Source organism: Parabacteroides sp. ZJ-118 (assembly GCF_011038785.1).
Classification (GTDB): Bacteria; Bacteroidota; Bacteroidia; order Bacteroidales; family Tannerellaceae; genus Parabacteroides.
On record NZ_JAAKDT010000023.1, the window covers coordinates 27,284 to 46,615 of the forward strand.

The 19,332-nt window shown below is 46.0% G+C and carries 19 protein-coding genes; 5 read left to right on the forward strand and 14 right to left on the reverse strand.

Annotation, left to right across the window (positions count from 1 at the left end; translation table 11 throughout):
• Positions 1-61 precede the first annotated feature (61 nt).
• The 4 genes from recQ to tig all read right to left on the reverse strand — a co-directional run bounded on the left by recQ (position 62) and on the right by tig (position 5,733).
• Entirely contained in the window at positions 62-2,242 is a 2,181-nt protein-coding gene (recQ, locus tag G7Y39_RS07775) for a DNA helicase RecQ (protein WP_165156675.1), read from the reverse strand.
• 32 nt (positions 2,243-2,274) lie between these two features.
• Complete coding sequence (clpX, locus tag G7Y39_RS07780; RefSeq protein ID WP_165156677.1) at positions 2,275-3,507, reverse strand: ATP-dependent Clp protease ATP-binding subunit ClpX; 1,233 nt, start codon at positions 3,505-3,507, stop codon at positions 2,275-2,277.
• 21 nt (positions 3,508-3,528) lie between these two features.
• Positions 3,529-4,191: an ATP-dependent Clp endopeptidase proteolytic subunit ClpP gene (clpP, locus tag G7Y39_RS07785; RefSeq protein WP_165156679.1), complete on the reverse strand. Its 663-nt coding sequence runs from the start codon at positions 4,189-4,191 to the stop codon at positions 3,529-3,531.
• A 189-nt stretch (positions 4,192-4,380) separates the two neighbouring features.
• Positions 4,381-5,733, reverse strand: coding sequence for a trigger factor (gene tig / locus G7Y39_RS07790; protein ID WP_165156681.1), 1,353 nt, complete (start codon positions 5,731-5,733; stop codon positions 4,381-4,383).
• Positions 5,734-5,876: 143 nt separating this feature from the next.
• Here tig and G7Y39_RS07795 point away from each other — a divergent pair, with 143 nt between their 5' ends.
• On the forward strand, positions 5,877-6,764 hold the full coding sequence (locus G7Y39_RS07795; protein ID WP_165156683.1) for a CPBP family intramembrane glutamic endopeptidase: 888 nt from the start codon (positions 5,877-5,879) through the stop codon (positions 6,762-6,764).
• Here G7Y39_RS07795 and lptB read toward each other — a convergent pair.
• Positions 6,759-7,511 (reverse strand): LPS export ABC transporter ATP-binding protein, encoded by a 753-nt coding sequence (gene lptB, locus G7Y39_RS07800; RefSeq protein ID WP_165156685.1) that lies wholly within the window; start codon positions 7,509-7,511, stop codon positions 6,759-6,761. The two genes, G7Y39_RS07795 and lptB, sit on opposite strands and share 6 nt — an antisense overlap.
• A gap of 268 nt (positions 7,512-7,779) precedes the next feature.
• On the opposite strand from lptB, the gene G7Y39_RS07805 reads away from it, so the two are divergent.
• A complete protein-coding gene (locus tag G7Y39_RS07805) occupies positions 7,780-8,526 on the forward strand; it encodes an ABC transporter permease (protein WP_008773770.1) in 747 nt (248 codons plus the stop codon).
• Positions 8,527-8,528: 2 nt separating this feature from the next.
• Entirely contained in the window at positions 8,529-9,299 is a 771-nt protein-coding gene (locus G7Y39_RS07810; protein ID WP_165156687.1) for an ABC transporter ATP-binding protein, read from the forward strand.
• 139 nt (positions 9,300-9,438) lie between these two features.
• Here G7Y39_RS07810 and metK read toward each other — a convergent pair whose 3' ends face one another.
• The 9 genes from metK to miaB form a co-directional block, all read right to left on the reverse strand.
• On the reverse strand, positions 9,439-10,725 hold the full coding sequence (gene metK / locus G7Y39_RS07815) for a methionine adenosyltransferase (protein ID WP_165156689.1): 1,287 nt from the start codon (positions 10,723-10,725) through the stop codon (positions 9,439-9,441).
• A 250-nt stretch (positions 10,726-10,975) separates the two neighbouring features.
• Entirely contained in the window at positions 10,976-11,170 is a 195-nt protein-coding gene (locus G7Y39_RS07820) for a hypothetical protein (RefSeq protein ID WP_165156691.1), read from the reverse strand.
• Between the two features lie 30 nt (positions 11,171-11,200).
• Positions 11,201-11,659 carry a 2-amino-4-hydroxy-6-hydroxymethyldihydropteridine diphosphokinase gene (gene folK / locus G7Y39_RS07825; protein ID WP_165156693.1) on the reverse strand — a complete coding sequence of 153 codons (459 nt, stop codon included), beginning with the start codon at positions 11,657-11,659 and terminating at the stop codon, positions 11,201-11,203.
• A 10-nt stretch (positions 11,660-11,669) separates the two neighbouring features.
• Complete coding sequence (queA, locus tag G7Y39_RS07830) at positions 11,670-12,719, reverse strand: tRNA preQ1(34) S-adenosylmethionine ribosyltransferase-isomerase QueA (RefSeq protein ID WP_165156695.1); 1,050 nt, start codon at positions 12,717-12,719, stop codon at positions 11,670-11,672.
• A 12-nt stretch (positions 12,720-12,731) separates the two neighbouring features.
• The gene (gene truB / locus G7Y39_RS07835) at positions 12,732-13,439 is read right to left on the reverse strand and encodes a tRNA pseudouridine(55) synthase TruB (protein WP_165156697.1); all 708 of its coding nucleotides are present in this window, start codon (positions 13,437-13,439) and stop codon (positions 12,732-12,734) included.
• 3 nt (positions 13,440-13,442) lie between these two features.
• A complete protein-coding gene (locus G7Y39_RS07840; RefSeq protein ID WP_165156699.1) occupies positions 13,443-14,243 on the reverse strand; it encodes an undecaprenyl-diphosphate phosphatase in 801 nt (266 codons plus the stop codon).
• A complete protein-coding gene (locus G7Y39_RS07845; RefSeq protein WP_165156701.1) occupies positions 14,240-14,479 on the reverse strand; it encodes a DUF3098 domain-containing protein in 240 nt (79 codons plus the stop codon). Before G7Y39_RS07845 ends, G7Y39_RS07840 begins: the two co-directional genes overlap by 4 nt.
• 27 nt (positions 14,480-14,506) lie before the next feature.
• Positions 14,507-15,385 carry an ABC transporter permease gene (locus tag G7Y39_RS07850; protein WP_165156703.1) on the reverse strand — a complete coding sequence of 293 codons (879 nt, stop codon included), beginning with the start codon at positions 15,383-15,385 and terminating at the stop codon, positions 14,507-14,509.
• Between the two features lie 209 nt (positions 15,386-15,594).
• Complete coding sequence (miaB, locus tag G7Y39_RS07855; protein WP_165156705.1) at positions 15,595-16,968, reverse strand: tRNA (N6-isopentenyl adenosine(37)-C2)-methylthiotransferase MiaB; 1,374 nt, start codon at positions 16,966-16,968, stop codon at positions 15,595-15,597.
• Positions 16,969-17,251: 283 nt separating this feature from the next.
• On the opposite strand from miaB, the gene G7Y39_RS07860 reads away from it, so the two are divergent.
• Complete coding sequence (locus G7Y39_RS07860) at positions 17,252-17,569, forward strand: hypothetical protein (protein WP_165156707.1); 318 nt, start codon at positions 17,252-17,254, stop codon at positions 17,567-17,569.
• A gap of 101 nt (positions 17,570-17,670) precedes the next feature.
• The gene (locus G7Y39_RS07865; RefSeq protein ID WP_165156709.1) at positions 17,671-19,167 is read left to right on the forward strand and encodes an acetyl-CoA hydrolase/transferase family protein; all 1,497 of its coding nucleotides are present in this window, start codon (positions 17,671-17,673) and stop codon (positions 19,165-19,167) included.
• Positions 19,168-19,332: the final 165 nt, after the last annotated feature.

Genomic DNA, 19,332 nt, shown 5'->3' on the forward strand with positions numbered 1-19,332 from the left:
AAGGAACAATAAACTTCTTCAATTTGTTTTTCCTTTGGGGTGGGATTGGGCCACCCTTCCATTAGTTCGCCATTTCAGACAAGAACTTGACACGAACCAAGCGAATCTCCTCTTCTGTATAGTCACCGCCCAATTCCTCGATGGCATCTTCCAGGCCGTCGGTCTCCGAGTCCTTGAAATACTCGTAAATATCCTCGATATGATCCTCATCCATTACATCGTCCAAGAAATAATCGATATTGATACGTGTACCGGAATATACAATCGCCTCGATCTCATCCAAAAGCTCGGTAAACTCAAGGCCGTTAGTCAACGCAATCTCGTCCAACGCCACTTTACGGTCGATCCGCTGAATGATTGAGACCTTCAACTTAGACTTATTAGCGACCGTACGCACGCGTAAATCCTCCGGACGCTCAATCTCGTTCTCCTCTACATGTTTCTTGATCAGCTCAATGAACTCCTTGCCATAACGTTTCGCCTTACCTGCGCCCACTCCCGGAATATTCTGCAACTCGTCCAACGTGATCGGATAAGTAGTAGCCATAGCCTCCAAAGAGGGATCTTGGAAAATCACGAAAGGCGGAACTTCCAACCGCTTGGATAATTTCTTACGCAAATCCTTCATCATGGAATAAAGAACCGGGTCTACCGCACAAGAGGCGCCCCCACGAACCGGCACCTCCTCTTCCTCTTCATCGAATTCATTGTCCTCAGTAATCTTGAACGATACCGGCTGCTTCATGAACCCCCTACCTTTTTCCGTGATTTTCAGCAAACCATAATTTTCGATATCCTTCGCTAAATAGCCGGCGATTAAAGCCTGACGAATAACGGCGTTCCAAGTTTTATCATCCTCATCCCGTCCGGAACCGAAGATATCCAATTCATTGTGCTTGTAATTTTGGATCTCGGAAGTTTCGTTACCTACCAAAATATTTACGATATAATCTGCCTTAAACTTTTCTTTCAATGTACTGATAACCTCCAGTACCGCACTTAACAATTCCTTCGCTTCCACCTGTTTCTTCGGGTTCAAACAATTATCACAATTACCACAATTATCTTCCAGGTACTCCTCACCGAAATAATGCAATAGCACTTTTCTCCGGCAGACGGAAGTTTCGGCATAGGCCGCAGTCTCTAAAAGCAACTGTTTGCCGATTTCCTGTTCGGCCACGGGCTTCCCTTGCATAAATTTCTCCAATTTTTGCAAGTCCTTATAAGCATAGAAAGCGATACATTGGCCTTCTCCACCATCCCGACCGGCACGACCGGTTTCCTGGTAATAACCTTCTAGGCTCTTCGGGATATCGTAATGAATCACATAACGGACATCCGGCTTGTCGATACCCATACCGAAAGCGATCGTAGCCACGATTACATCCGCCTGTTCCATCAGGAAGGCATCCTGATTGGCGGAACGCACTTGCGAATCCATTCCCGCATGGTAAGGCAAGGCCTTTATTCCGTTAGCTTTCAAGATGTCGGCAAATTCCTCCACCCTTTTACGGCTTAGGCAATATACGATACCCGATTTACCCTCGTTGGCTTTAATATACTTAATGATCTCGCGGTCTATATTCGCTCCTTTCGGACGAACCTCATAATACAAATTAGAGCGGTTGAAGGATGATTTAAAGACTGTAGCGTCTATCATACCCAGATTCTTCTGGATATCGTGCTGTACCTTAGGCGTGGCGGTGGCGGTCAGAGCGATTAACGGGCGTTTACCGATCTCATTGATAATCGGTCGGATTCTTCGGTATTCCGGACGGAAATCATGCCCCCATTCCGAGATACAATGCGCCTCGTCCACCGCATAGAAAGAGATCTTTACCTGGCGCAAAAAGTCCATATTCTCTTCCTTGGTCAAGGACTCCGGCGCTACGTACAGCAACTTGGTACGCCCTGATAATATATCCGATTTCACCTGGTCGATAGCCGACTTATTCAAAGAGGAATTGATAAAATGGGCGACCCCATCTTCCTCACTGAAATTCCGCATCGCATCCACCTGATTCTTCATCAATGCGATCAACGGAGATATCACGATCGCGGTTCCTTCCATTAGTATGGATGGTAATTGATAACAAAGGGATTTACCTCCCCCCGTCGGCATTAATACAAAAGTATCCTTCCCGGCCAGCACGTTCTCAATAATAGCCTTCTGGTTCCCTTTAAAGGTACCGAAGCCAAAGTGCCGATTTAGCTCTTCTGTTAAATGATCCTTCTTTGCCATACTTCGTATTATTTATAGTAAACCGCCTACGTTTACGCGACCTGTAAACGGTTCACGTCCGATTTTTCAAATTTCTCTTTCGCATACCCCAACGTTACATGGAGTTCCTTTACTTTTTGAGATGGCATACTGTACATAGCGTCCATCATCACGGCCTCTACGATTGAGCGTAACCCACGGGCACCCAGTTTAAACTCAAGCGCCTTATCCACGATAAACTCATAGACTTCCTCATCGAACGTCAGCTTAATGCCATCCATCTCGAATAATTTGACGTATTGCTTGATAATGGAGTTCTTCGGCTCAGTCAAAATATTGCGAAGCGTATCACGATCCAGCGGATTCAAATACGTGAGGATAGGTAAACGGCCGATAATTTCCGGAATCAAGCCAAACGATTTCAGATCGGTCGGGGTGATGTACTTCAGTAAATTATTCCGGTCTACGGTAGCCGTCTCCAAACTAGCCGAATAACCAACCACACGGGTATTTAAGCGTTGGGCGATCTTCTTCTCGATTCCGTCGAAAGCGCCACCGCAAACAAACAGGATATTCTTCGTATCCACCGCGATCATCTTTTGCTCCGGATGCTTACGTCCCCCTTGAGGAGGCACATTTACGACCGATCCTTCCAAAAGCTTCAGCAAACCTTGCTGTACACCTTCACCACTAACATCCCGTGTGATAGACGGATTATCGCTCTTACGGGCGATCTTATCGATCTCATCAATGAAAACGATACCCCGTTGAGCCGCCTCCACATCGTAATCCGCGGCCTGCAACAATCGGGTCAAGATGCTCTCGATATCCTCGCCCACGTAACCGGCCTCGGTGAGTACCGTAGCGTCCACGATAGCGAACGGGACATGCAATAACTTAGCGATCGTACGGGCTAACAAAGTCTTGCCCGTACCGGTAGCGCCCACCATGATAATATTAGATTTCTCTATCTCCACATCGTCGGCGGTAACCTTTTGAAGTAAACGCTTGTAATGATTGTACACCGATACCGACAGATAACGTTTGGCGTCATCTTGTCCGATCACGTACTGATCCAAGAAGGTCTTGATATCTTCGGGTTTCGGCAGATCTTTCTGCTTCAAGCCAAAAGAGGTTTTCCTACCTCCAGTCTGCTCCTTTACGATCTCGTACGCCTGCCGGGCGCAATCATCGCAAATGCAACCGGAGATCCCATTGATAAGCAAATTAACATCACGGCTACCCCTGCCGCAAAACGTACATGTATCGCCTGTTGTTTTGGCCATAGTTCCTTATTGTTGTTTTTGTTATTTACGTGTTAAAACATCGTCGATCATGCCATACTTTTTCGCTTCCTCCGCAGTCATCCAGAAATCACGGTCTCCATCACGCTCGATCTCCTCATAAGGTCTGCCGGAATGATCCGAGATAATGGTGTACAATTCCCTCTTAACCTTTAAGATCTCGCGAGCTGTAATCTCGATGTCTGAAGCCTGTCCTTGTACGCCACCAAGCGGTTGATGGATCATTACACGGGAATGCTTCAAGCCGAAACGTTTTCCTTTGGTTCCAGCCACCAATAAGACAGATGCCATAGAGGCAGCCATACCCGTACAAATCGTAGACACATCGCTGGAAATAAACTGCATCGTGTCGTAAATGCCGTAGCCCGCGTATACAGAGCCACCCGGCGAGTTGATATAAATAGAGATGTCCTTTCCGGGATCACTGGAATCCAGATACAACAACTGCGCTTGAATCACGTTAGCGGTATAATCATCCACTTGCGTACCCAAGAAAATAATACGATCCATCATCAACCGAGAGAAGACATCCATTTGAGCAACATTCAACTGTCGTTCCTCTATAATTGTCGGGGAGATATAGCTGCTGGAGATGTTCATATAACTATCCAGAGCCGTACCACTCATACCCAAATGCTTTGTAGCATATTTTCTAAAATCTTCCATATATTCTCCTATCTTTTATTTACCGAGAAGACGTAAAAAAGGGATTCCCCTCTGTGACTTAACGGAAAAACAAAGTTATAAATAAATTTCTGAAAGAAACAATTTATTCGCTATCCGCTAAGATATTTTTTAGAGAGTAATCCCTTTTTTGATATAAAACAACCTCTTCAGAGGCCGGTAAAGATCTTTTTATTCAAAAAGTTTGTTGAATTCGTCAGCGGTTACTTCCTTAACATCCAATTCCACTTGCTCTTTCAACCAGGCAGCCAATTTCTCCTCAGCCGCACGGTCGATAATGTTCTGAAGTGTTTGCTTATTTTTCAACATGTCTTTCGCATAGTTGTCAAGTACATCCTCGGGTACAGACAACATACCGTATTGAGCGAACTGAGCCTTAGCCACACGTTTAGCGAAGTTCTCGACATCGGCATCCTCAACCTTCAAGCCGTTCTTCTTAACCAAGCTCTCCCTGATCAACTGATATTTTAAATCCTGAAGGATCTGAGGGAAGTCCTCATCGATCTTCTCTTTCGTGTTCTTCTCGTTAGCGGCAAGCAACCAGCGTTTCAATAAATCGTCAGCGAAATTCAACTCACCCGCTCTCTCGACCAACATATCACGAGTATCCGTCAAGAACTTAAAGTCACTCTGAGGAGCGAACTGCTCAGCCAAAGCTTCCCTGATCTTGTTCTTGAACTCTTCCTCGCTGGTAACCACGTTCTCGCCAAATACTTTGTCAAACAACTCTTGGTTCATCTCAGCGTCTTTATGACGGGTGATCTCCTTGATCTCAAAGCTAAAGTCGCCTGTAGTCTCAGCCACTTTCTCCTTATCGATCTTCAAGAAAGAAGCGATCTCAGCCTCAGCGCCCTCGTAAGCCTTATTCGGGTTGAATATCACTACAGCATTTACTTTAGCACCTATAAATTTAGCTTTTTCTTCCTCATCCTTGATATACATAGGCATCAGGACAGCGTCCTCCACAACGATACCTCCTTCTTTCGGGGTACCGTTCTCAAGCTCGGCAACCGTACCTTTTACCATATCTTTTTCCTCAACCTCGTCTGCATTGTCGTAAGAACCGAAGTTTGAGCGATAAGCGTTTACTTGGTTATTCAGCATTTCCTCATCGATAGCGACTTGATAGAACGGAAGTTTATCGTTTTTGCTCAACTCGATATTGATCTCCGGAGCCAACGCCACGTCAAAACAGAATTCGAAATCCTCCTCCTTATCAAAATCCAACGGCTTTTGCTCGGTCTCGTTAGGCATCGGCTCGCCTAAGATATGCAAATCGTTCTCACGGATATACTTGAACAGATTCTCAGAAACTAATTTGTTTATCTCCTCTACCAGCACGTGCTTTCCGTACATTTTCTTAATCATGCCCATAGGAACCATGCCCCTACGGAAACCCGGCACATTGGCTTTCTGACGAAGGCTACGCAGGCTCTTGTCTACCTGATCAGCATAGTCAGCTTTCACTATTTCTAATTTCACGATGCCACTGACGGCATCATTGTTTTTAAGCGAAACGTTCATTCTGAATGATTTATTTAATTAATAGTCGTATCGAATTTTAGGTCGCAAAATTAGACTTATTCTTTTAATCGTGCAAATTTTGATCTGTTTTTATTCTTTTGTTTATATTTGGCGGCAGTTATTTACCCTTTGAATGAATCACGATGAGAATAAAAGGAATATGTGCTACCCGTCCGGCGATTATCCAACTTCTGATACTCTCGCTATTCTTATTGGCTGGAGCCGTTTTATCGTCTATTATATCCACGGGCTTATTACTCGCGACCCATGGCTTACAGGCTGATATAACCCAAGATGTCAACTTAATGAGGCTCGTTCAGTTCATCTCGGCGATCTGTACCTTTTTGCTACCTGCTATCGCTATGGCTTGGACCTGTAGTGACAATCCCTGCCATTATCTATCGATCAAGAAAATCAAGAACGGCAGGATCTGGATTCTCACCCTAGTTTGTATATTCCTATTTTCTCCGGTTATCAATTTGCTGGGATTGCTTAACAAGCAGATGGAGTTACCCGCGTTTATGGCTCCTATCGAGGAATGGATGCGAATGCAAGAAAGCCTCGCCGAGCGACTGACGACAATCTTGTTATCCGGCGATAGCATTGAGGTGATTCTAGCCAACCTTATCGTTATCGCCTTCACAGCCGGGATAACGGAGGAGTTCCTGTTCAGAGGGGCCTTGCAACGAGTGATCGGGAGATGGATCTCCAACCCTCATACGGTCATATGGGTTGCCGCCATACTGTTTAGCGCCTTCCACTTACAATTTTACGGATTCTTACCCCGGATGATACTCGGAGCCTATTTCGGCTATCTACTCTATTGGAGCAAGAGCATATGGATACCGGTGTTCGCCCACTTTGTCCATAATGCTTTCGCCGTAATCGGGATGTCGGACAGTCGTCTCAAGGATAACGAGTTTATCACAGGCGATATTCCCGCCGAGCATCTTTTGGACTTTTGCCTTATCGCCGCTTTATTTTTCCTGCTGTTCATACAGGCGAACAGGCGATTGAAACAGCTGCTATAAGTCTTTCTTACGCAGCACGAAGTCTTTTCCCAAGTATTTCTCGCGCACGATCTCGTTCTCGGCAAGCTGCTCGGCAGTTCCTTGGAAAAGGACTTTTCCCTCGAACAAAAGATAGGCCCGGTCACAAATACTCAATGTCTCATACACATTGTGGTCGGTAATCAAGATGCCGATATTCTTATGTCTCAAGCGAGCCACGATCGTCTGGATATCTTGCACGGCGATCGGGTCTACACCCGCGAAAGGCTCATCCAACATAATGAACTTCGGATCAATCGCCAGACAGCGGGCGATTTCCGCACGACGACGCTCCCCACCCGAAAGCTGGTCTCCCAAGTTTTTACGAACCTTATTCAAGCCGAACTCAGAAATCAAGCTTTCCAGTTTTTCTTTTTGGTATTCAACGCTACGTCCCGTCATCTCCAAGACCGAGCGGATATTATCATCCACCGTCATTTTCCGGAAGATCGAAGCTTCTTGCGCCAGATAACCAATACCGTTGCGAGCCCGCTTATAGACCGGGAATTTCGTAATCTCCATGTCATTCAAGAAGATCTTACCCTCGTTAGGAGTGACCAGACCTACCGTCATATAAAAGGTAGTCGTCTTGCCCGCTCCGTTCGGACCCAGCAAACCAACGATCTCACCCTGTTTCACGTTAATCGATACATGATTCACGACCGTACGAGTCCTATATTTCTTTACCAAGTCCTCCGTACGGAGCACCATTCGTTGTTCGTCTGACATAAGCTACTTAAAAATTTAACGCGAATGTACGTGATAATCCGCAGATCTACATCACATATATTCGCAAAAAAGCGATAAGAGAATTCTCTGACCTCTCCTAGAAAACGTTTGCTGAACCAACATTGCATGCAAAAACACTTAAGCCGACTGTCTCTTACTCATTCGTGAAATAACAAACAAAACCAATCTTGTTTCTAAGATGTTATATGGTTATAGTGGATTTTACGTTATCTTCGCGAGCTGTAATCAGAAATTTAACACGATAACAATGAATAAGGCGTTACACAGAATGGGTGAGTATACCTTACTGATGATGAAGAGTATAACACTTCCGGATCGGTGGAGTATGTTCTTTAAGCAATTGATCAAAGAGATCTACAAGCTAGGCGTGGATTCTCTTTGGATTGTCATAATCATATCGGTCTTTATCGGTACGGTTATCGCCATCCAGATCTCCCTGAATATCAGTTCCCCCTTGATCCCAAAGTTTACGATCGGCTATACTACCCGCGAGATTATCTTGCTGGAGTTCTCTTCCTCTATCATGGCACTAATCCTAGCGGGCAAGGTAGGCAGTAATATCGCCTCCGAGATCGGGACCATGCGAGTCACCGAGCAGATAGACGCCATGGAAATCATGGGTGTTAATTCCGCAAACTTTCTGATCCTCCCGAAAATGCTCGGTTTGATGATCTTCATCCCGGTATTGGTTATCTTCAGTATGTTCACCGGTATCATGGGCGGTATATTCGCCAGTTACTCAACCAGTACGGGAATGACGCCCTCCTCGTTCGAGTACGGTCTGCAATTCTACTTCAACGAGTTTTACATTTGGTATTCTATTATCAAATCTGTAGTATACGCATTCATCATCTCATCCATCGCCGCCTATTTCGGCTATAATGTAAAGGGAGGCGCTTTAGAGGTAGGTAAGGCGAGCACGAATGCCGTAGTCATGAGCAGCATCATGATTTTGCTCGCCGACGTAATATTAACCCATTTAATGCTTACTTAAAAATGATCGAAGTTAAGAATATAACGAAGTCTTTCGATGGACGTGCCGTCTTGAAAGATATAAGCGCGACGTTCGAGGATGGCAAGACGAATCTGATCATCGGACGAAGCGGTTCGGGTAAAACGGTAATGATCAAGAATATCATCGGGTTAATGAAACCGGACATCGGACAGATCTTATATGACGGCAGAGACTTGATCACGATGAACAAGCATGAGTTAAACATGCTGCGCCGGGAGATGGGTATGTTGTTCCAAGGTTCCGCTTTATTCGACAGCATGACGGTAATGGAAAACGTGATGTTTCCTTTGGATATGTTCTCTAAAGACTCGACAAAAGAGCGCAGGAAACGTGCCGAGTTTTGTTTGGAACGCGTAAACCTGTCCGAGGCCGGGCATCTATATCCTTCCGAGATCAGTGGAGGTATGATGAAACGTGCCGCCATCGCGAGAGCGATCTCCTTGAATCCTAAGTATCTGTTCTGCGATGAGCCAAACTCCGGACTGGACCCCAAGACTTCTCTGTTGATCGATGATTTGATTCACGACATTACGGTGGAGTACAATATGACGACCGTTATCAATACCCACGACATGAACTCCGTGATGAACATTGGTGATAATATCATCTTTATCAAGGAAGGCGTGAAGGAATGGCAAGGAACAAAAGAACAGGTAATCACCTCTAATAACCGGGCGTTGAATGATTTCATCTTCGCCTCAGACCTGTTCCGAAAGGTGAAAGAGGTAGAGATGCAGGAAGAGGAGGGATAAGTTTAAAGATCTTATTTCAGCGAAAAGAATCTCCCAGCTTCAACAAATGTATACTTCAAGTGCCAACGAACATATACCGGATTGGCACTTGAAGCACTGCCGCATGAAATGACGAGCGCTGTTTTACGCCCCATCTATCTTACAGCCCGAACACCTCCTTAATCTTATCTACATAGTCAAGCTTCTCCCAGGTGAATAACTCCACGTCACAAGTAATCGGCTCCTGCGAATAACGGGAAGAGAATGTCTTCGTAACAGTTTGAGGCTCGCGTCCCATATGACCATAAGAGGCGGTCTCGAAATAAATCGGGTTACGCAATTTCAAACGCTCCTCGATCGCTTTCGGGCGCATATCAAAGAGGTCCCAAATCTTAGCGGCGATCTCTCCGTCTGTCATATTCACCTTCGCACGGCCAAAAGTATTCACGAAAATATTCATCGGTTTAGCCACACCGATCGCATAAGAAACCTGTACCAGCATCTCATCCGCCACACCGGCGGCAACCATATTTTTAGCGATATGACGAGCGGCGTAAGCAGCCGAACGGTCCACCTTGGAAGGATCCTTCCCTGAGAAAGCGCCACCGCCGTGAGCGCCTTTGCCACCGTATGTATCTACGATGATCTTACGACCGGTCAGACCGGTATCACCATGAGGGCCGCCGATCACGAACTTACCGGTCGGATTCACATGATAAATGATGCTATCATTAAACAAAGCCTGTACATGAGCCGGATATTGAGCCTTCACACGAGGAATCAATATCTTCTTCACATCAGAGGCGATCCTCTTTTGCATAGCTTCATCCGCTTCCTTCTGCGAAATACCTTTCGGACCGATAAACTCGTCATGCTGCGTAGATACCACAATCGTATCAATGCGCAACGGTTTACCGTTATCCTCATATTCAATCGTAACCTGACTCTTAGCGTCCGGACGCAAATAAGGCATCAAATCCGGTTCTTCCTTACGGATCTTCGCCAATACCCGTAATAAAGTATGAGATAAGTCCAACGCCAAAGGCATGTAATTCTCAGTCTCATGGGTCGCATAACCGAACATCATACCTTGGTCGCCGGCACCCTGCTCATAGGGATCCGCACGCTCCACGCCACGATTGATGTCGCCACTCTGCTCATGGATAGAAGAGAACACACCACATGATTTCGCTTCAAACTGGTACTCGCTTTTCGTGTAACCAATCTTCTCGATCACGCCACGCGCCACTTCCTGCACATCCACATACGCACTTGATTTAACTTCTCCAGCCAAGACAACCTGTCCGGTTGTAACAAGGGTTTCGCACGCGACTTTCGAATTCTTGTCATACGCCAAGAACTCATCCAGCAAAGCATCCGATATTTGATCGGCTACTTTATCGGGGTGCCCTTCAGACACCGATTCGGAGGTGAATAAATAACTCATCGTTTTAAATTGAAAATTGAGAATTGAAAATTGAGAACCAAGGGATAAGCCACAGGTCTCGATTGACAATGCCCGTTAGTTATTAATCTATGACCGAACTGAACATGGAAGGATTCTTCTGCCGGACGGCTATGGAAAAGAATATGTTTTTAGCATTTTTTCCCGTGGTTGCAAGCAATACAAATCTATCCACGTCAATTCACCCGCGAAGATAGCGAATAATTGAGAATTGAAAGCTGAAAATTGAGAATTATTTCTTCCTTTTGGAATTGCGTAAGGCTTTTTTATATTTAAAGCCGGCCTTCCATTTCGCGGAATCAGACCCGTGTGTCCCTCTCAAAAAATCAGAGAACTTAATTTTCTTTCCATTCGGATCTACCGCCTCGCTTTTCGCTTTCTTAAAAACGATCCCTTGCGTCATCGCTTTATTAATTTCCTCATTCATAACTCAAATCTCGTAGTTCATAATTAAAACTTATAATTCGGATAAAAGTTCACGCATCGTCTTACCTAACACGGGATGTTTGACGGACGGAGCGACTTCTGCCAACGGTTCCATAACGAACAACCGCTTGTGCATCAGCGGATGCGGCAGTGTCAGCCTCTCCGTATGTATGACTTGCTCATCCACCATCAACAGATCGATATCGATGATACGGTCCTGATACGCGCCGTCACTTTTCTCGATACGTCCCATCTCGATCTCGATCAAACGGGTAGCATCTAATAAATCCATCGAGGAAAGTTCCGTCGTCATAACGATCACAGCGTTCAAGAAAGTGTTGTCCGATTCAAACCCCCAAGGCTCCGTCTCATACACATCAGAAAGGGCGAGAACATCTCCCACCCTTTCAGCCAACAGCGCCGCCGCTGTCACCAAATTCCCTCGTTTATTACCTACGTTCGTACCCAATCCAAGGTAAGCTGTCGCCATAGAAACCGGATTAAAGGATTAGCATAGCGTCACCGTAAGCGCCAAAACGATATTTCTCCTTCAAAGCGACATCGTAAGCGTCCATGATCAACTCATAACCACCGAAAGAAGCGGTCATCATCAATAAAGTAGACAACGGCATGTGGAAATTTGTCACCATGCTGGTAGCTACGCTGAATTCGTATGGAGGGAAGATAAACTTATTCGTCCAGCCCTCGAACTCTTTCAAATGACCATCCGTACTTACGGCCGTCTCGATCGCACGCATCACGGAAGTTCCGACCGCGCAAACCTTGTGCCCCTCATCCTTCCCCTTGTTCACGATATCCACCACATCGGCATTTACGACCATTTGCTCAGAATCCATCTTATGTTTCGTCAAATCCTCCACGTCGATCTCACGGAAATTACCTAAGCCCGAATGCAAAGTCAAGAAAGCGAACAGGCAATCCTTGATCTCCAACCGTTTCATCAACTCACGACTAAAATGCAATCCCGCGGCAGGGGCTACAACCGCACCTTCTTCCGCGGCGAAAATATTCTGGTAACGATCCTCGTCTTCCGGTTCCACCTCACGTTCGATATACTTAGGCAGCGGAGTCTCCCCCAAGGCATACAAGGCCTTCTTAAACTCGTCGTGGCTCCCGTCATACAAGAAACGGAGCGTACGACCCCGCGAAGTCGTATTATCGATTACCTCTGCGACCATGGAATCATCCTCGCCAAAGTATAACTTATTACCGATACGGATCTTACGAGCCGGATCCACCAACACATCCCACAAACGTAAGTCCTCGTTCAGCTCGCGCAACAAGAACACCTCGATACGCGCCCCTGTTTTCTCCTTGTTGCCGTACAAGCGAGCGGGGAAAACTTTCGTGTTATTGAAGATAAACACGTCACCTTTTCCATAATAGTCTAGAATATCCTTGAACTCGCGGTGCTCGATCTCACCCGTATCCCGATGAACGACCATCAACCTCGACTCATCTCTGTTCTTCGCCGGATGTAAAGCGATTAATTCCGACGGCAAGTTAAATTTGAATTTCGAAAGCTTCATAATGCACTCTATTTATTTTTCTTCCTCTACTTTTACCACATTCTTCTCTAAGAAATCGTCGATCTCCTCCGGAGGCATACACATATCCAAGGTTACCTCTCCGACGCGAGTCCGTTCCAAACCAATCAAATGAGCGCCGGAATCCAAGGCCTTCCCAATATCCCGAGCCAACGCGCGAATATAGGTACCTTTGCTACATACCACCCGTATCTTTATAACAGGCAAGTCGCACTCCAGCAACTCCAGTTCGTCTATAACCAACGTCTTGGATTTTAGCTCAACTTCCTCTCCTTTCCGGGCTAGCTCATAAGCACGCTTACCTTCCACCTTACAAGCGGAGAACACCGGGGGAATCTGTTGGATCGTACCCACGAATGTCTTTAAAACCTCCTCCACGAACTCACGGGTTATATGTTCCGTCGGATACACAGCGTCTATCTCTTTCTCCAAGTCGAAAGATGGAGTAGTCTCTCCCAACTTCAACGTAGCGACATACTCCTTCGTCTGATGTTGAAACTCATCGATCCGCTTCGTAGCCCTTCCGGTACAAACGATCATCACACCTGTAGCCAAGGGATCCAGAGTTCCCGCATGTCCAACTTTAATCTTCTTTACCTTCAGTTTCCGGCTTAGCTTATAGCGAAATTTATTGACTAAGTCAAATGAAGTCCACGTTAGCGGTTTATTAAAATATACAATCTCTCCAGCTATAAAATCCATCCTTTATTTCAGTAACGTACAAGCGATTGTCGCCAATCCCGCGATCGCGCAATAGATGGCGAAATAAATCAGTTTGCCCTTTTTCACGATGTTGATCATCCATTTACAAGCCACACAACCGGATACGAAAGCGGCCACGAAACCTATCGCCAATGATAATGCGGGAATGTCTCCGGCCACATCTTCCCCTTTCACCATCTTCATTACGTCCAGCAACGCCTCTCCTAAGATCGGGGGAATTACCATCAGGAAAGAGAACTGGGCCAGTTTCGCCTTATTATTTCCCAATAACAAACCGGTAGCGATCGTTGATCCGGAACGTGACAAGCCCGGCATCACGGCGCAAGCCTGAGCCAGACCGATGATAAAAGCATCTTTCATCGAGATCGACTCTTTCTGGCGCGGTTTGGCATAATACGAAAATGCCAGCAAAGCCGCCGTCAATAGCAGCATGCAACCAACGATCAATAAACCCGATCCAAAGACTTGTTCGACCGTATCTTTAAAGAATACCCCAACGATCCCGATCGGAATCATGGAGATCAAGATATTGATCACATACTTCGCCTCCGCGTTCATCTGAAATTTAAACAAACCGCGGAATATCCAATCGGTTTCCTTCCACAAAACCACCAACGTACTGAATACGGTCGCCACATGCACGACGATCGTAAACGCAAGATTTTCCTCTCCCTCTACACCAAACAAAGCTGAGCCGATCGCTAAATGACCGCTACTGCTCACTGGCAGATATTCGGTCAACCCCTGTACGATACCCAGTATCAAGGCCTCTACCCCACTCATTCTGTTATTCCTTTATCTTTGCTATTCTTCAAGATTCCAAAAATCATCATCACGAAACCGATAACCGTAACCACCGGAGCCACCACGATACGGCGTGCGCTGAATATATCCGGATCGAACGTGTTATCCCCAGAACCTCCACCACTCATCAATACGAAACCCAGCACGATACAGGCAACTGCAACGGCGATCAGTATAAAATTCTCCTTTCCGAAAGCAAAATCTCTTTTAGCCATCTTTCTCAACTCTTTATTATTCGTACATTAAATATAATACAACTTGTCGCCCTCCATCCGCAAATATTTATTCACGGCAAGAATGGTCGCGATCACGGACAAGACAATACCTAAAGCAAACACTGCCACATAGACCAATAGTAACGCTTGCATATCCAATAGCTGGATAAAACCTTTCAATTCATTTTGCAAATAATATAACGCCCCGGTTAGCATCCATATTGCCAATACAGAGGCGAAAATGCCACTTACTATGTTATATTTCACAAAAGGCCTACGTATAAAGCCGGAGGTAGCTCCCACCAGCTTCATCGTATGAATCAAGAATCGTTTGGAATAAATCAACAGGCGAATCGTATTACTGACCAACACGAACGAGATGATCATCAGTACCGCCGCCAAGGTAAGCAGGATCAAGCTCAGCCGATTCATATTATTATGGACCATCTCCATCATATCCTTTCGGTAAAGCAGCTCCGAGACCGACGTATAGTTCCTGATCTTCTTCTCTATCACCTGGAGGCTATCGGGATTGGCGTACTCCGAACGCAGTTTCACCTCGATCGAGGCCTGTAAAGGGTTAAAGCCTAAGAAGGTTTCCGGGTTCTCGCCCAGTTCCTCCTCCAACTCTTTCGCGGCTTGCTCTTTCGATATATACTCGGTTGATTTTATAAAAGGGAGAGCGTCCAAGCTCTTCTGCATTTTCTTTATCTCAGTCTCTTTTTGATTATCTTTCAGCACGATGGAGAAAGACAGGTTCTCTTTCACATAAACGGAGAGTTTATTCCCCAACATCCCTATCAATAGAATGAGTCCTAGCAAGAATAGTACCAAGGAGATACTAATAACAGACGTAAGCCGGGAGTTAAAGAAAGAAACAGAACTAACTTTTTTATTTTCAGCCATCAGACTCTACTTATTAACGTTAAATAAATTAAGGAGATGCGTACAGAGAACACACCTCCCAATTTTCTTGCAAAAGAACGAATAAAATAAGTAAGCCAAAAGGGTTTTAGAATATTTAACCTCTACATCAGCCTACCGCGAGATTGGCGCATGCGAGACGAATGTCGCCAATCTCGCTCGAAATGGAACGTATTGGCGTTCTCTTTCTCTTATTCCTCCACAGGCTCCCCGAACAGGGTAGCCGAGGAAGCCTTATGAATCTTGACTTTTATGAATTGGCCTACGTGATAGTTCTTCTTGTCAAAGATAACCACCTTGTTTTGGCTGGTTCGTCCGAACAACTGCTCACGGGAACGTTTGGAGAATCCTTCGATCAGGACCTCGAAAGTCTTGCCTATATCCCGCACGTTACTTTCCTCGGACAACCTGTTTTGCAAATCGATCATACCTTGCAAACGGCGTACCTTCTCTTCTTCCGGCACATTATCCGCCAAATGGCTGGCGGCGTATGTACCCGGACGTTCAGAATACTTAAACAAGAAAGCGCTATCATATCCCACTTCACGCATCAAGGATAAAGTCTCTTGATAATCCTCCTCGGTCTCGGAATGGAAACCACAGAATAAATCGGTCGAGATCGCGCAATCCGGTATGATCCGACGGATCGCCGCTATACGGTCCAGATACCATTCACGGGTATATTTACGATTCATGACCTTCAAGACGCGGCTGCTGCCGGATTGGGCGGGCAGATGGATAAACTTACAGATATTGTCGTTCGCGGCAATCACACGTAAGGTATCATCGCTCATGTCCTTCGGATGAGAGGTCGTAAAACGAATCCGCATATCGGGAACCTCTTTCGCCACACGATCCAACAAGATCGGGAAGGTTAGGGTCTCTCCTTCCTTCTCGAAAGAATAGGAGTTTACATTTTGTCCCAACAACGTAACTTCCTTAAAGCCTTTCTCTCGCATATCCCGTATCTCATTCAAGATACTCTCGGTATCCCGGCTACGCTCGCGTCCTCTTGTATAAGGTACGATACAATAGGTACAGAAATTGTTACAACCGCGCATAATAGACACGAAACCGGAGATATGTACGCCCGGCAGCTTCAAAGGGATAACATCCTTATAAGTCTCTTGGGTAGAAAGCTCCACGTTGATCGCTTTCTCTCCGCGCTCTACCGCTCCCACCAAGTTCGGCAAGTCCAGATAAGAATCCGGTCCTACCACCAAGTCGGCATGATGCACATGGATCAGGTCTTCCTTCACCCGCTCGGCCATACATCCCAATACGCCGATAATTAATGACCTCTTTTTCCGTTTTAAAGACTGGAAATACTGTAGCCGCCCATAGATTTTCTGTTCGGCGTTGTCGCGGACGGAGCAAGTATTCACGAAGACGGCATCCGCCTCCTCGATATTCTCCGTCATGCTATAGCCGTCCATCTTCATGATGGAAGCTACGACTTCGCTGTCCGCCACATTCATCTGACAGCCGTAGGTCTCGATAAACAACTTACGTTCATTACTTTGGGTGGCGGATTTTAAGTCCGCGCCGTTTCCTTGATTTACCATACTTATGTGTTAATAGAATTTAAATAAGTAAGATGCTTAAAAATAATCGCGCAAATGCTTGCACAGTTCAAATTCCTCCGTTACATTTGCACTTGAAAAACGTAAATTTTTTCATAGTTAAGGTTTTGGTTAAATCGAGTAAGGGTGGCTGTGAAGTTACCCTTATTCACTTTTATACCCATCTGTATTCACTTTTATACCTATCTGATGTTTTATGGATTCTCCCTTTTTCACTTCTCAATTATTCTTCTTACATTTGGAGGTGCAAAAATAATCAAAGTTTATGGATAACGTAGGAGATTGGTTATATATTGTTTTCCTGATTATCGCCGCCGTCAGTGGCTTATTCGGCTCGAAGGACAAAAAGAAGAAGAGTCGCCCCGATGTATTGAGGCAACCCGAGAGGGAGATTGTACCTAATGACCAGCCAACTGAAGAAAAGGGCTTCCGGGATATCCCGGATTCCACCGTGCCCCAACCCTCTGTAAAGATGAGTGCCATTAAGGAAGAACCGGGGCTTATGCCGGAAGATACCTTCAGAGACATCGAGGAATTGAAGAAAGCGATCATTTGCGCGGAGATTCTAAACCGGAAGTATTAATTTACGCCACACTTATATTCGATTCAGCGTAATTTTATGTAAGTTTGCGCCCGAAATATTGAACAGTAAGTATTTACCTAAAAACATAAAAACTAATTATCATGGCATTAAAATTCATTACAGCTGAAGAAGCCGCGTCGTATGTACATCACGACGATCATGTAGGTTTCAGTGGTTTTACACCCGCAGGATGCCCGAAAGTCGTTCCCGGAGCCATTGCCCGGAAGGCTGCGGAAGAACACGCTAAAGGTAACCCTTTCCAAATCGGTATGTTTACCGGCGCTTCTACCGGTGATAAGCTAGACGGAGAGTTGGCTCGCGCCAACGCCATTAAATTCCGCACCCCGTACCAATCTAACAAAGACTTACGTGCCGCGCTAAACGCTCATCAGGCACACTATTTCGATTTGCACCTGTCTGAATTGGCACAAAGCTTGCGTTACGGATTCTTGGGTAAGATCGATGTAGCGATCGTAGAGGCTGCCGATGTTACCGAGGATGGTGAGATCGTTCCGACTTCGGGTGTCGGTATCCTTCCTACTATCTGCCGTATGGCAGACCGCATCATCGTTGAGTTGAACTGCCGTCACCCGAAAGAAATCCGCGGTATGCACGATATCTATGAGCCGGCCGATCCTCCTTTACGCCGTGAGATCCCTATCTACACGCCTTCCGACAGAATCGGCAGCGATTGTGTAAAAGTGGATCCGGCCAAGATCGTGGGTGTGGTACGGACCGATGAGCCGAATGAGGGCGGAAAATTCTCTCCGCTGGATGATGTTACGATGGCGATCGGCAAAAACGTCGCGGACTTCTTGGTTAGCGAGATCAAGGCCGGCCGTCTTCCGAAAGAATTCGTTCCATTGCAGAGTGGTGTAGGCAACGTGGCTAACGCGGTCTTGGGCTGCATGGGAGCGAATGAGTCTATCCCCGCGTTCAACGTATATACCGAGGTTATTCAAGACGCGGTCATCGAGTTGATGAAACAGGGCCGTGTCAAGTTCGCCAGCGGTTGCTCTTTGTCCGTAAGCAACGAGGTAATCCGCGAGATCTACGCGAATCTTGATTTCTTCAAGGATAAGATTTTACTTCGTCCGCAGGAGATCTCCAACAATCCGGAGGTTGCCCGCCGTTTGGGCTTAATCGCTATCAATACGGCTTTGGAGGCCGACATCTTTGGTAATATCAACTCTACGCACGTATCCGGTACTCGTATGATGAATGGCATCGGAGGCTCCGGCGACTTTACCCGTTCGGCCATGCTCTCGATCTTCACGACTCCGTCTACAGCGAAGGAGGGTAAGATCAGCGCGTTCGTACCGATGGTATCTCACTTGGATCATAGCGAGCACTCCGTGAAGATCATTATCACGGAATATGGTGTAGCGGACCTACGCGGCAAATCTCCGATCCAACGCGCTCGTTGCATCATCGACAATTGCGTTCATCCGGATTACAAACCGTTATTGGAAGAGTACCTCGCTATGGGCATCAAGGGGCATACGCCTCAAAACCTGAAATGCTGTTTCGCTTTCCATGAGGAACTAGCGGCCAGCGGCGATATGCACAACGTGGATTGGAGCAAGTATACTAAGTAACACAGGCATTAGCTACACATACGAGAGAATGCGGGTTAGATGATCTCTAAGCCCGCATTTTTCATACCCTGCGGATTTACGTTTAGAAACATTAAGGGAAACGCGGTACATAAGATACGCGTTTCCCTTATTTCTTTCCCGCCCTCCTTCCTCACGGAGGTAACG

Bases quoted from the DNA above. Each gene is read 5' to 3' on its own strand.
- miaB (WP_165156705.1), bottom strand. From the start codon at position 16,968: ATGGTAAATCAAGGAAACGGCGCGGACTTAAAATCCGCCACCCAAAGT.
- G7Y39_RS07865 (WP_165156709.1), top strand. From the start codon at position 17,671: ATGGCATTAAAATTCATTACAGCTGAAGAAGCCGCGTCGTATGTACAT.
- G7Y39_RS07845 (WP_165156701.1), bottom strand. From the start codon at position 14,479: ATGGCTAAAAGAGATTTTGCTTTCGGAAAGGAGAATTTTATACTGATC.
- G7Y39_RS07850 (WP_165156703.1), bottom strand. From the start codon at position 15,385: ATGGCTGAAAATAAAAAAGTTAGTTCTGTTTCTTTCTTTAACTCCCGG.
- G7Y39_RS07860 (WP_165156707.1), top strand. From the start codon at position 17,252: ATGGATAACGTAGGAGATTGGTTATATATTGTTTTCCTGATTATCGCC.
- clpP (WP_165156679.1), bottom strand. From the start codon at position 4,191: ATGGAAGATTTTAGAAAATATGCTACAAAGCATTTGGGTATGAGTGGT.
- truB (WP_165156697.1), bottom strand. From the start codon at position 13,439: ATGGATTTTATAGCTGGAGAGATTGTATATTTTAATAAACCGCTAACG.
- tig (WP_165156681.1), bottom strand. From the start codon at position 5,733: ATGAACGTTTCGCTTAAAAACAATGATGCCGTCAGTGGCATCGTGAAA.
- folK (WP_165156693.1), bottom strand. From the start codon at position 11,659: ATGGCGACAGCTTACCTTGGATTGGGTACGAACGTAGGTAATAAACGA.
- queA (WP_165156695.1), bottom strand. From the start codon at position 12,719: ATGAAGCTTTCGAAATTCAAATTTAACTTGCCGTCGGAATTAATCGCT.
- G7Y39_RS07795 (WP_165156683.1), top strand. From the start codon at position 5,877: ATGAGAATAAAAGGAATATGTGCTACCCGTCCGGCGATTATCCAACTT.
- clpX (WP_165156677.1), bottom strand. From the start codon at position 3,507: ATGGCCAAAACAACAGGCGATACATGTACGTTTTGCGGCAGGGGTAGC.
- lptB (WP_165156685.1), bottom strand. From the start codon at position 7,511: ATGTCAGACGAACAACGAATGGTGCTCCGTACGGAGGACTTGGTAAAG.
- G7Y39_RS07820 (WP_165156691.1), bottom strand. From the start codon at position 11,170: ATGAATGAGGAAATTAATAAAGCGATGACGCAAGGGATCGTTTTTAAG.
- metK (WP_165156689.1), bottom strand. From the start codon at position 10,725: ATGAGTTATTTATTCACCTCCGAATCGGTGTCTGAAGGGCACCCCGAT.
- G7Y39_RS07810 (WP_165156687.1), top strand. From the start codon at position 8,529: ATGATCGAAGTTAAGAATATAACGAAGTCTTTCGATGGACGTGCCGTC.
- G7Y39_RS07805 (WP_008773770.1), top strand. From the start codon at position 7,780: ATGAATAAGGCGTTACACAGAATGGGTGAGTATACCTTACTGATGATG.
- G7Y39_RS07840 (WP_165156699.1), bottom strand. From the start codon at position 14,243: ATGAGTGGGGTAGAGGCCTTGATACTGGGTATCGTACAGGGGTTGACC.
- recQ (WP_165156675.1), bottom strand. From the start codon at position 2,242: ATGGCAAAGAAGGATCATTTAACAGAAGAGCTAAATCGGCACTTTGGC.